At 55.4% G+C, this 13,033-nt stretch carries 10 protein-coding genes; 8 read left to right on the plus strand and 2 right to left on the minus strand.

What is annotated here, in order from left to right:
- Window positions 1–28 precede the first annotated feature (28 nt).
- From JHD74_RS09185 to JHD74_RS09195, 3 genes are all read left to right on the plus strand, one after another.
- Window positions 29–388 (plus strand): multidrug efflux SMR transporter, encoded by a 360-nt coding sequence (locus JHD74_RS09185; RefSeq protein ID WP_024529409.1) that lies wholly within the window; start codon window positions 29–31, stop codon window positions 386–388.
- An 11-nt stretch (window positions 389–399) separates the two neighbouring features.
- Window positions 400–729: a multidrug efflux SMR transporter gene (locus JHD74_RS09190; RefSeq protein WP_021179117.1), complete on the plus strand. Its 330-nt coding sequence runs from the start codon at window positions 400–402 to the stop codon at window positions 727–729.
- 181 nt (window positions 730–910) lie between these two features.
- On the plus strand, window positions 911–2,707 hold the full coding sequence (locus tag JHD74_RS09195) for a glycoside hydrolase family 28 protein (protein WP_199062482.1): 1,797 nt from the start codon (window positions 911–913) through the stop codon (window positions 2,705–2,707).
- A gap of 102 nt (window positions 2,708–2,809) precedes the next feature.
- Here the strand turns inward: JHD74_RS09195 and lptG are convergent, their stop codons facing one another.
- The gene (lptG, locus tag JHD74_RS09200) at window positions 2,810–3,880 is read right to left on the minus strand and encodes an LPS export ABC transporter permease LptG (RefSeq protein ID WP_024529411.1); all 1,071 of its coding nucleotides are present in this window, start codon (window positions 3,878–3,880) and stop codon (window positions 2,810–2,812) included.
- On the minus strand, window positions 3,880–4,974 hold the full coding sequence (gene lptF / locus JHD74_RS09205) for an LPS export ABC transporter permease LptF (protein ID WP_024529412.1): 1,095 nt from the start codon (window positions 4,972–4,974) through the stop codon (window positions 3,880–3,882). Before lptF ends, lptG begins: the two co-directional genes overlap by 1 nt.
- Window positions 4,975–5,254: 280 nt before the next feature.
- Between lptF and pepA the strand changes: the two genes are divergently transcribed.
- The 5 genes from pepA (at window position 5,255) to JHD74_RS09230 (ending at window position 12,981) form a co-directional block, all read left to right on the plus strand.
- Window positions 5,255–6,766, plus strand: a complete 1,512-nt coding sequence (gene pepA / locus JHD74_RS09210) for a leucyl aminopeptidase (RefSeq protein ID WP_024486368.1) — start codon at window positions 5,255–5,257, stop codon at window positions 6,764–6,766.
- Between the two features lie 81 nt (window positions 6,767–6,847).
- Window positions 6,848–7,297 (plus strand): DNA polymerase III subunit chi, encoded by a 450-nt coding sequence (locus tag JHD74_RS09215; RefSeq protein WP_021179113.1) that lies wholly within the window; start codon window positions 6,848–6,850, stop codon window positions 7,295–7,297.
- Between the two features lie 14 nt (window positions 7,298–7,311).
- Window positions 7,312–10,188 carry a valine--tRNA ligase gene (locus tag JHD74_RS09220; protein WP_199062489.1) on the plus strand — a complete coding sequence of 959 codons (2,877 nt, stop codon included), beginning with the start codon at window positions 7,312–7,314 and terminating at the stop codon, window positions 10,186–10,188.
- Window positions 10,189–10,360: 172 nt separating this feature from the next.
- Window positions 10,361–10,864 carry a GNAT family N-acetyltransferase gene (locus tag JHD74_RS09225; protein WP_024529414.1) on the plus strand — a complete coding sequence of 168 codons (504 nt, stop codon included), beginning with the start codon at window positions 10,361–10,363 and terminating at the stop codon, window positions 10,862–10,864.
- Between the two features lie 512 nt (window positions 10,865–11,376).
- Complete coding sequence (locus JHD74_RS09230) at window positions 11,377–12,981, plus strand: GMC family oxidoreductase (RefSeq protein WP_199062491.1); 1,605 nt, start codon at window positions 11,377–11,379, stop codon at window positions 12,979–12,981.
- The last annotated feature ends 52 nt before the right edge of the window (window positions 12,982–13,033 follow it).

Here is a 13,033-nt window from a genome sequence, read left to right on the forward strand (position 1 = left end):
AAATCATTACTTATCAGGAGCGAACTCTATGTCTACCAAGGCAAAAGCATGGGTATGGATGTTATTGGTCATCTTCTCCGAGACCTCGGCCACCTCTACCTTAAAAATGTTTGATAACAGCGAAGGTACCACCAAGACGTTATTACTCGGCTTGATCGTAGTGTTGTATTGCGTTTGTTATTACTCGTTATCCAACGCGGTGAAATACATCCCTGTCGGCCTGGCTTACGCCACCTGGTCAGGCACCGGGATTTTACTGGTCTCAAGCCTGGGCATGGTGTTTTACGGCCAACACCCTGATATGCCAGCCATTATCGGCATGATCGTGATTGCCAGCGGCATCGTGATCATGAACCTCTTCTCCAAAATGGGCTCCTCCGAAGAATAAGGGTATCAACTATGTTTAACATTGGCTTCTTGTGGCTGGCACTGTCGATTGGTTCGGAAATCACCGGGACCTCGATGATCAAAAAAACCAACAACTTTAAAAAGCTGGGGCCTTCGGTGCTGGTGATTAGCGCTTACTGCCTGTGCTATTTCGCCCTGACCAAGGCGATGGGCTTTATCCCGGTGGGCGTCGCTTACTCGCTGTGGTGCGGCTTTGGCATCGTCGGGGTGACCTTCGTTTCGATGCTGCTCTACAAGCAGAAACCGGATCTCCCAGCCATATTCGCCATGGCGCTGATCATCGGTGGTGGCGTCATTATGAACATCTTCTCGCAGATGTAAGATCTCAGCCCCTTACAGCGCAGCGGCAAGGTAGCGCGGTAAGGGGCTGATTGACGCCATCAATAAGTAATGCTGGCTAATGATTCGACACTGCATAATCCAGATATGTAATAGTTGCAGTCACGTATTTTGCAAGACAATATCTAATTTCGGAACACTGTTTCATTATTAGGGATAAATCATGCAAAGAAATTTCAAGTCATTATCAGCTATGGCGATTTTTCTGCTGGCCCTGACGGGTTGTGATAACTCGGATGGTAATATCGCCTCTCCTGTTGAGCCAGTTAAACCCGTTGTTCCCCCTGAAACTGAGAAACCTGTCGCTGACCGCAGTGGTGCCTGGCCAGCCTCAGCCATTAACGATCCAGAATTAGCCGGGAAAGAACCGGTAATGCCTGAAGTCTGCCAAACACTCTCAGCCGAACTGAACCAGAATGCCAAAGGGCTACTGGATGAAGCCATTGATGCTGACGTGAATAATTCCCAACCCGATACCCAGCGTATTCAAGCCGCGATCGACGCCTGCAACACCGGTGCCGTTAAATTGGTCGCAGGCAGCAACGAAGAGAATGCGTTCTTGAGCGGTCCACTTACGCTAAAAAGCGGCGTAACGCTCTGGGTAGATCAAGGGATCACCCTGTTTGCCTCACGTAGCCCGGTGGATTACCAGATTGCCGGTAAGAATAACTGTGGCGAAACCGCCAGTGCCGATAATGGCTGTAACGCATTGATTACCGCCACCGATGCAATAAACAGCGGCGTGATTGGCGAAGGTATTATCGACGGGCGAGGAGGGGCAGTGCTCACCAGCGGAAAATATGCCGATATCCTTACCTGGTGGGATGTGGGCGCATTAACCAAAACCGTTTCCGGCGCCAATCAGAACAACCCGCGGCTAATTCAGGTCACCAACAAGAATTCCGCCAAGCCGACCAGCCAGAACTTCACGCTGTATAAGATCACCTTACAGAATGCGCCCAAATTCCACTTTGTCCCCAGTGGGGTCAATGGAGTGGTCGTCTGGGGCGTGAAGGTGTTAACGCCTTCACTGGCCTATACGGTTCCAGGCTATGATTGCCCGAAAGGGACAACCCCTGCGACATCGGGTTCCCCTAACTATACCCGAGCAAGCACCTGCTTTACCCCGGATACGACCAAGAACACCGATGCGATCGATCCTGGCCAATCGCAGAATGTCCTGATTGCCTATAACCACATCAGTACCGGTGATGACGGTATCGCCATCAAAGCCCACAGCAGCAATGCCTGTGTCCCACCGATTGCCGAAAAGTATGCCGGGCAGTTGCCTATTTACACCGTCAGCAACGTCAAAATTCTGCATAACCGCCTCTACTTCACCCATGGTATGTCAATCGGCAGTGAAACCGACTGCGCGGTCAAAGACGTGGAAATTCGGGATATGAGCATTGACGGCCATGATGCTGACTTTGCCGTCGGCGTGCGTATCAAAACCGACATGAGCGTTGGAGGAGAAGTGAGGAACATCAACTATGATGGCATTTGCATCCGCCGCGCTCAGGAAGCGCTGACCATAGATACCTACTACAGCAAAAAAACCGGCCAGGCCTACCCCGATATTCAAGATGTCACCATCAAGAATTACCACTATGTGGATACGCCAGACTCCATTTACAACGGAGATAACGTTCGGGTCACCTTACGGGGCTTCAGCTCTGATGGCCAGGATCTGCCATTAAGAAATATTGTGCTCGATAACACCGTGTTTGACAGCGCCCCACAGTTGGCTAGCAAAGCCTCGGCATCAATCCCTGCCGCGCCTTCTTATGCCCAGATCCTGATGGGACCTGGCCCGGTATCCTTGGCGGATCGGCTGTTGGAAGCCGCGGACAACGGTGCCGCAGAGTTTGAAGTGCTGGATAACCGTAATGGATCCGAGGAGCCTTACGATTGCAGCGAAGCCTTTGCACTGTTCCCTTCTAGCGCCTCTGCACTCTAAGCGAAAAACGGGTAGGATCTCTCCCACCCGTCTTTCCTCTGCTGCGGTGACTTAACACATCGCGGCTTTGATTTGCATACAGGCCCAGTCTATTGGGCCTGACTATTTCCGCTTCAGCAGCAAAACAAGGCTAATCAACAGGAACAGCAAGCTTGGCAACAGGGCCCCCAGAATTGGCGGCATGCTGTACACCATGCTCAGCGGGCCGAAAATTTGATCCAGCACGTAGAACAGGAAGCCGAAGCTGATACCGATCACCACTCGCACACCCATTGGCACGCTACGCAGCGGGCCAAAGATAAACGACAGCGCCATCAGCATCATCACCGCCACCGACAGCGGCGAGAAGATCTTGCTCCACATATTCAGCTGATAACGGCTGGCCTCCTGGCCACTCTGCTTGAGGTACTTCACATAGTTGTGCAAACCGCTGATGGAAAGCGAATCCGGATCCAACGCCACCACGCCCAGCTTGTCCGGCGTCAGGTTGGTTTTCCACACCCCGGTCAACGTCTGGGTACTGGTCACCTGTTTTGGATTGGTCAGATCGGAGGTATCCACCTGTGAAAGCTGCCACGCACCGTCTTCAAAATCTGCGGTACCGGCATAGCGGACGGTCTCTAAACGGCGCTGATCGTTGAAGTGGTAAATGTTGACGCCAGCCAACTCTTTTTCACCTGCCACCCGTTCGATGTAGATAAAGTCGTTGCCGTCCTTCGCCCACAGGCCGCTCTTGGTAGAGAGCAGCGAGCCACCGTACATCTGCTGCGCACGGTAGTTACGCGCCATCTGTTCGCCCTGCGGTGCCACCCATTCGCCGATTGCCATCGTCAGCAAGACCAGCGGAATGGCGGTTTTCATCACCGACCCAGCAATCTGCAGCCGGGTGAAGCCAGAAGCCTGCATCACCACCAGTTCGCTACGCGTAGCCAGGGTGCCCAAACCGAGCAATGCCCCTAGCAGCGCCGCCATCGGGAAGAAGATCTCAATATCCTTTGGTACGCTGAGCAGGGTATACACCCCCGCACCCAGCGCCGAATATTCACCCTGCCCGACTTTACGCAACTGATCGACAAACTTGATGATGCCGGAAAGCGAAACCAGCATGAACAGCGTCATCATGATGGTGTTGAAAATCGTTTTACCGATATAACGGTCCAGTACACCAAACATCAGGCCGCTCCTCTCAGGCGTGCACGCAGTTTGCGCATCGGCACGGTATCCCACAGGTTAAGTGCCAGAGCAATCGCGAAGTACGCCAGGTTCACCAGCCACATCCACACCAGCGGATCCAGCTTGTCCTTACCGGCATTGGAACGCAGCGAGGTCTGCAGCAGGAAGAAGATCAGATACAGCAGCATCGCTGGCAACATGCTCAGCACGCGGCCTTGGCGCGGGTTGACCACGCTGAGCGGCACCACCAGCAGAGCCATCAGCACCACGGAAACGACCAGCGTCAGACGCCAGTGGAATTCGGCGCGCGCATCCGGTTCATTTGATTCCCACAGCGTGCGCATCGACATCTGCTCAGACTGGGTATTATCGATAGTGACGGACTGATGGCCGATAACCGCTTTATAGTCATTGAAGTCGGTAATGCGGAAATCACGCAGCAGCGCGGTGCCTTCAAACCGGGTGCCTTTGTCCAGCGTGACGACCTGCGATCCATCGCGGCCCTGGTTGATCACCCCATGCTCGGCCACCACCACCGAAGGGCGTTGGTTGCCGCTCGGGCGTAGCTGCGCCAGGAACACGTCGTTGAAGGTGTTGCCCTTTACGCTGCCGACAAACAGTACGGCATTACCATCCTGTGAGGGCTGGAACTGCCCTTCAGCCAGCCCGGCAATGCTGGGGTTGGCTTTGGCTTCGGCAATCACTTCGTCCTGATGGCTGGCCGCCCATGGCCCGACCCAGAAAACGTTTACCGCAGCCACCGCCGAAGTAAAGATCGCCAACACCATAGCGGCAATGATCAGGGTCCGTTTCCCCAGACCGCAGGCGTGCATGACGGTGATTTCGCTTTCGGTATACAACCGTCCAAACGTCATCAAGAGGCCAAGAAACAGGCTTAAGGGCAAGATTAGCTGCGCCATCTTCGGCACACCCAATGCAAGCAGGGATAAGACTAAATTTGTCGGGATATTGCCGTCGACCGCATCACCTAACACCCTGACCAGATTCTGACAAAAGAAGATCAGAAGCAGGATAAACAGGATGGCAATTTGGCTCTTCAGCGTTTCCCGTACCAGATATCTAATGATGATCACGCTTATTACGCCTGTGAAAACTTGTCTTTTTGCAGGAAAATCGATAGTTTCATCGCTAATCCGCCATTTTTTCTCATCATGTGGCAACCTTCACAGCTAAAATAGTATTAGAACATCAAGCTGTTTGGCCATCCTATAGGAACAGACCTATAGTAGCCAAAACAGAACGTTTACGCCGTTCAGGTTAACCTAGTTAGTTAACTCAATGACGGAAGATCTTGGCGGAGCAGGTCATTCTAGCCGTAGCTTTCGTCGTTGTCTTTAAGATTCAGGAGAGTGCATGGAGTTCAGTGTAAAAAGCGGTAGCCCGGAAAAACAGCGCAGCGCCTGTATTGTAGTAGGTGTTTTCGAACCACGCCGCCTGTCACCTATCGCAGAACAACTCGACAAAATCAGTGATGGTTATATCAGCGCACTACTGCGCCGGGGCGAACTGGAAGGCAAAGTCGGGCAGACATTACTGCTGCACCATGTGCCGAACATTCTCTCCGAACGCATCTTGCTGATTGGCTGTGGCAAAGAGCGCGAGCTCGATGAACGCCAGTACAAGCAGGTGATCCAGAAAACCATCAATACCCTTAACGACACCGGTTCCATGGAGGCCGTCTGCTTCCTGACCGAGCTGCACGTAAAAGGCCGCAATACTTACTGGAAGGTGCGCCAGGCGGTAGAAACGGCCAAAGAAACGCTCTACACCTTCGATCAGTTGAAGAGCAACAAGGTAGAGCCACGTCGCCCGCTGCGTAAAATGGTGTTCAACGTGCCAACCCGCCGTGAACTGACCAGCGGTGAACGCGCCATCCAACACGGCCTGGCCGTGGCTTCCGGCATCAAGGCCGCCAAAGATCTCGGCAATATGCCACCAAACATCTGTAACGCCGGTTATCTGGCCTCACAGGCTCGTCAGTTGGCCGACGCCTTCAGCACCCACATCACCACCCGCGTCATCGGTGAACAACAGATGAAAGAGCTGGGGATGAACGCCTATCTGGCGGTCGGTGCCGGTTCGCAAAATGAATCGCTGATGTCGGTGATGGAATATAAGGGAAATCCTAACCCGGACGCTAAGCCGATCGTGCTGGTAGGCAAAGGGCTGACCTTCGACTCCGGCGGCATCTCGATCAAACCTGCCGATGGCATGGACGAGATGAAATACGACATGTGCGGTGCGGCAACCGTGTACGGCGTCATGCGTGTGGTAGCAGAACTGAACCTGCCGCTGAACGTGATCGGCGTGCTGGCTGGCTGTGAAAACATGCCGGGCGGACGTGCCTATCGCCCAGGTGACGTGCTGACCACCATGTCGGGCCAGACGGTAGAAGTGCTGAACACCGACGCCGAAGGCCGCCTGGTACTGTGCGATACCCTTACCTACGTGGAACGTTTCGAGCCAGAGCTGGTAATTGATATCGCTACCCTGACCGGTGCCTGCGTGATCGCATTAGGCCACCACATCACTGGCCTGATGTCGAACCACAACCCGCTGGCTCACGAGCTGATTGGCGCTTCCGAGCAATCGGGTGACCGTGCGTGGCGCTTGCCGATGAGCGATGAGTATTACGAGCAGCTGGATTCCAACTTTGCGGATATGGCCAACATTGGCGGCCGCCCTGGTGGTGCTATCACCGCCGCGTGCTTCCTTTCACGCTTTACCCGCAAGTACAGCTGGGCGCACCTGGATATCGCCGGTACCGCCTGGCGCTCCGGCAAGGCCAAAGGGGCCACTGGCCGCCCGGTAGCCCTGCTGGCGCAGTTCCTGCTCAATCGTGCCGGCTTGAACGGCGACGATTAAATCCGCGCGGTAATTCAGGTATAATCACCGAGGGCACAGCACGCTGTGCCCTTACATTTTTTGGCCACGGTGAATTGAATCATGAAACAGGCAACGTTCTACCTTCTTGAACACGCAGAACCCGCTGGTGCGCTCAGTGCACACGAGGCTGTGGCCTGTGCCGTTGCCGCCGAAAGATGGCGCGCTGGCAAGCGGGTGCTGATCGCCTGTGAAAGCCAGGAGCAGGCCCAGCGGCTGGATGAAGCCCTGTGGCAACGTGAACCACACCAATTTGTGCCGCACAATCTCGCAGGCGAAGGGCCAAACTTTGGCGCCCCGGTCGAACTGTGCTGGCCAGGCAAACGCGGCAATGCCCCGCGCGATCTGCTGATCGCCCTGCTGCCGCAGTTTGCAGATTTTGCTACTGCTTTCCATGAAGTGGTAGACTTCGTCCCTTACGAAGACACCTTGAAACAGTTGGCGCGCGAACGTTACAAAGCCTATCGCAGCGTCGGCTTCCATTTGACCACGGCCACGCCGCCAACTAACTGAACCTTGAAATAAAAATGGAAAAGACCAACACCGATCTCGATACCGCCTATGACCCAACCCAGATCGAACAGAAGCTGTACGATCACTGGGAAAGCCAGGGCTATTTCAAACCGAATGGCGATACCAGCCAGGAAAGTTTCTGCATCATGATCCCGCCGCCGAACGTCACCGGCAGCCTGCATATGGGCCACGCGTTCCAGCAGACCATCATGGACACCATGACCCGCTACCAGCGCATGCAGGGTAAAAATACCCTGTGGCAAGCCGGTACCGACCATGCCGGTATCGCGACCCAGATGGTGGTTGAGCGCAAGATCGCCGCAGAAGAAAATAAAACCCGCCATGATTATGGCCGCGATGCGTTCATCGATAAAATCTGGCAGTGGAAGGACGAGTCCGGCGGCACCATCACCCGCCAGATGCGCCGTCTGGGCAACTCCGTGGATTGGGAGCGCGAGCGCTTCACCATGGATGAAGGCCTGTCCAACGCGGTGAAAGAAGTGTTTGTCCGCCTGTACAAAGAAGATCTGATCTACCGTGGCAAACGCCTGGTGAACTGGGATCCAAAACTGCGCACCGCCATCTCCGATCTGGAAGTGGAAAACCGCGAGTCCAAAGGTTCCATGTGGCACCTGCGCTATCCGCTGGCCGATGGGGCAAAAACGGCGGAAGGCAAAGACTACCTGGTGGTTGCCACCACCCGTCCGGAAACCGTGCTGGGTGATACCGGCGTAGCGGTAAACCCGGAAGATCCACGCTACAAAGATCTGATTGGCAAAGAGATCATTCTGCCGTTGGTGGGCCGCCGCATCCGCATCGTGGGTGACGAGCACGCCGATATGGAGAAAGGCACCGGCTGCGTGAAAATCACCCCGGCACACGACTTCAACGACTATGAGGTGGGTAAGCGTCACGGCCTGCCGATGATCAACATCCTGAGCTTCGACGGTGACATCCTCGAAGTAGCCGAGGTGTTCGACACCCTGGGCGAAGCCAGCACCGCCTACAGCGGCGAACTGCCAGCGCAGTTCCGTGGCCTGGAGCGCTTTGCTGCGCGTAAAGCCGTGGTTGCCGCCTTTGACGAACTCGGCCTGCTGGAAGAGATCAAACCTCACGATCTGACCGTGCCTTACGGCGACCGTGGCGGCGTAGTTATCGAGCCAATGCTGACCGACCAATGGTACGTGCGTACCGCACCGCTGGCGAAAGTCGCGGTGGAAGCGGTTGAGCAAGGTGAGATCCAGTTCGTACCTAAGCAGTACGAAAACATGTACTTCAGCTGGATGCGCGATATCCAGGACTGGTGTATCTCCCGTCAGCTGTGGTGGGGCCACCGCATCCCGGCCTGGTACGACGCCGAAGGCAAAGTGTACGTTGGCCGCACTGAAAAAGAAGTACGTCGCGAAAACAACCTGGGTGCCGACGTGGCGCTGAACCAGGACGAAGACGTGCTGGATACCTGGTTCTCCTCCGGCCTGTGGACCTTCTCGACCCTGGGTTGGCCAGAGCAGACCCCGGATCTGAAGACCTTCCACCCGACCAGCGTGCTGGTCAGCGGCTTCGACATCATCTTCTTCTGGATTGCCCGCATGATCATGCTGACCATGCACTTCGTTAAAGATGAAAACGGCAAGCCACAGGTTCCGTTCAAGACCGTGTACATGACCGGCCTGATCCGCGACGACGAAGGGCAGAAGATGTCCAAATCGAAGGGTAACGTCATCGATCCGCTGGATATGGTCGACGGTATCTCGCTGGAAGATCTGCTGGAGAAACGTACCGGCAACATGATGCAGCCGCAGCTGGCAGAGAAAATCCGCAAGCGCACTGAGAAGCAGTTCCCGAACGGCATCGAACCGCACGGCACCGACGCCCTGCGCTTTACCCTGGCCGCACTGGCCTCTACTGGCCGTGACATCAACTGGGATATGAAGCGCCTGGAAGGCTACCGCAACTTCTGTAACAAGCTGTGGAACGCCAGCCGCTTTGTGCTGATGAACACCGAAGCGCACGACTGCGGCTTCAACGGTGGCGAAATGCAGCTGTCGCTGGCTGACCGCTGGATCCTGGCCGAATTCAACCGCACGGTGAAAGCCTACCGTGAGGCGCTGGACACCTATCGCTTCGATATCGCGGCGGGCATCCTGTACGAATTCACCTGGAACCAGTTCTGCGACTGGTATCTGGAATTGACCAAACCGGTCGTGCTCAACGGCAGCGAAGCCGAACAGCGCGGCACACGCAATACGCTGATCACCGTGCTGGAAGCATTGCTGCGCCTGGCGCACCCAATCATTCCATTTATCACCGAAACCATCTGGCAGCGCGTCAAGCCTCTGACCGGTGAAACCGCAGACACCATCATGCTGCAGCCGTTCCCAGCCTTTGACGCCGCGCTGGAAGACCAGCAGGCATTGAACGATCTGGAGTGGATCAAGCAGGCGATCATCGCGGTGCGTAACATCCGCGCCGAGATGAACATCGCGCCAAGCAAACAGCTGGAAGTGCTGCTGCGTAACGCCAATGGTGATGCCCAACGTCGTGTGCAGGAAAACCAGAGCTTTATCGAACGCCTGGCGCGCCTGAGCTCCATCACCCTGCTGCCTGCGGGCGAGAAAGGCCCGGTTTCAGTCACCAAGCTGGTGGACGGTGCCGAACTGCTGATCCCGATGGCGGGCTTTATCGACAAGGACGCAGAAATCGCGCGCCTGTCGAAAGAGATGGGCAAGCTGGATGGTGAGATTGCTTCTATCGAAGGCAAGCTGTCCAACGAAGGCTTTGTGGCTCGTGCACCGGAAGCAGTGGTGGCCAAAGAACGTGAACGCCTGGCAGCCTGCAAAGAAGGTAAGCTGAAGCTGCAGGAGCAGCAGGCGACTATCGCTGCACTGTAATTCTGCAAACTACCGATCAAAAACAGCGGGTGATTTTTCCCCGCTGTTTTTTTATCGGCATTGCCAAAAGCCAGGCTTAAGTGTTATTACAAAGTATTATTGATGCGGTGCATTCCGTAATAACAACGAAATTCCGGGTCCCCTCAGGTTCCCTTTGATGGTGAGTGTAAACATGACAACAGCCACCCCAGTGCGTCTTCTGGTACGCCCAATCACGGCCGACGATAATGCCGCTATTGCTCACGTTATTCGCGAAGTCTCCGCCGAACATGGCCTGACGGCGGATAAAGGTTATACCGTTTCCGATCCCAATCTGGACGCCTTGTTCCAACTCTATAGCCAACCGCGCAGTGCTTACTGGGTGGTGGAGATAGACGGTCAGATTGCCGGTGGGGGTGGCGTTGCGCCGCTGCAAGGCGGTGAGATCGACGTCTGCGAATTACAGAAAATGTATTTCCTGCCGGTGCTGCGTGGCAAAGGTTTGGCAAAACGCCTGGCGCTACAGGCGATGGAGTTTGCACGCCAGCAAGGGTTCAACCGCTGCTATCTGGAAACGACCGCCACGTTGCAGCAGGCGATTGGCCTGTATGAGCATCTTGGTTTTGAGCATATCGATTGTGCCATGGGCAATACCGGCCACGGCGACTGCGAAGTCACCATGCTGAAGTCACTTTAACCGCCGCAATGCCCCCTCACCCTAACCCTCTCCCACAGGGAGAGGGGACCGAATGTGCCATAGATTAGCTCCTACGCCTGACCTTAATTTCGCAACAACTCCCCAGCCATAATTTTAATCTGATGACTAATCGCATCACTGAACTGGCTCCCTCTCCTTGGGGGACAGAATGTGCCAAAGATTATCTCCTACGCCTGACCTTAATTTCGCAACAACTCCCTAGCCATAATTTTAATCTGATGACTAATCGCATCACTGAACTGGCTCCCTCTCCTTGGGGAGAGGGTTGGGGTGAGGGAAAGAACACATCACCCTCAAAAAATCATTAACATCAACATTATTCAAAAAAACGCACGGTATTTTTATATTTCAGCCAGTTAAAATGATGCTGAATTCTGTAATGTAAATTTATTGTGATATTCGTTAATAAATTAACGATCGCAAATTGACCTACTATTCCTCTGAGTTACTCTGCCATGACAGTCTCTAACCATCACGCACAGGGAACGGTCATGTCAGAAAATAACTTCGATTACATCATTGTTGGCGCAGGCTCAGCGGGTTGCGTGTTGGCGGCACAGCTCATCCGCCGTACCCAGGCCCGCATCCTGCTGCTGGAAGCCGGCGGCGACGACAATAATCTGTTTATCAAAATGCCCGCCGGGGTTGCCAAGATCATCGCCAAGAAAAGCTGGCCGTATGAAACCGAACCAGAGCCGCACGCCAATAACCGCCGCATGCAAATCGCCCAGGGCAAAGTGCTGGGCGGCAGTAGCTCGGTAAACGGTATGATCTATCTGCGCGGCCAACCGCAGGATTACGACGACTGGGCGCAACAGTATGGCTGTACCGGCTGGGGCTATCAGGACGTGCTGCCCTACTTCAAACGCGCCGAAGCCAATGAAAGCCTGGCGGATGAGTATCACGGCAACGAAGGGCTGCTGCCGGTCAGCGAGAACCGCTACCGCCATCCGCTCAGCATGGCGTTTATCCGCGCGGGCCAGGAGTTGGATCTGCCCTACCGCAACGACTTTAACGGTGAAAGCCAGCACGGCGTAGGATTCTACCAGACCACCACCCGCAACGGTGAACGCGCCAGCACCTCGCGCACCTATCTGCAAGCCGTACGCGATAACTCGCGGCTAGTGGTGAAACTCAACGCGCTGGTACACCGCGTCACCTTCGAAAACAACGTGGCAACTGGAGTAGTCTACAGCCTGAACGGTGGCAATGAGATCGTCGCCCACGCCAGCCAGGAAGTGATCCTCAGCGCCGGGGCGGTTGGCTCACCGAAGCTCCTGATGCTGTCCGGCATCGGCCCGCGTGAACATCTGGAGCAGTTGGGCATTACGCCACTGGCCGATCTGCCGGTGGGCAAAAACTTCCACGATCACCTGCATATGTCGATTAACGTCAGCACCCGCGAACCTGTCAGCCTGTTCGGTGCCGATCGGGGCTTGCAGGCGCTGCGTCACGGTGCCGAGTGGCTAGCCTTTCGCAGCGGCGTCTTGACCTCTAACGTACTGGAGGGGGCCGCCTTCGCCGATTCCCAAGGCAATGGCAGGCCAGACGTGCAGGTACATTTCCTGCCGATACTCGACAGTTGGGACGACGTGCCCGGCGAACCGCTACCGGCGATCCACGGCATGTCGCTCAAGGTCGGTTATCTGCAACCCAAAGCGCGTGGCCAGGTGCAGTTACGCAGCCGTAACCCCGCCGATCCCGTCAAGCTACAGGCCAACTATCTTGGTCATCCAGACGATCTGGCGGGCAGCATTCGCGCGGTTAAATTTGGCCTGCGCTTCCTGGAGACCGCCTCTCTCAAGCCGCTGATTAAAGATCTGCTGATGCCACAACCGGCGTGGGTAAACGATGAGGCGCAGATGGAGGAGTTTGTGCGCAACTTCTGCAAGACGGTCTATCACCCGGTGGGCAGTTGCCGTATGGGGCAAAACACGGAGGACTCGGTGACCGACTTGCAGCTACGAGTGCATGGCTTTGAACGCCTTCGGGTGGTCGACTGTTCGGTGATGCCGCAGGTCACCAGCGGTAACACCAATGCCCCCACCATTATGCTGGCCGAGAAGGCGGTGGATTTGATACTGGGAACCGAATAGGCCCCTCACCCCGACCCTCTCCCACAGGGAGAGGGAGCTGATAGCCCCTGCT

This window comes from Serratia sp. ASV30, from assembly GCF_016428815.1.
In the GTDB taxonomy this organism is placed as follows: domain Bacteria; phylum Pseudomonadota; class Gammaproteobacteria; order Enterobacterales; family Enterobacteriaceae; genus Chania; species Chania fonticola_C.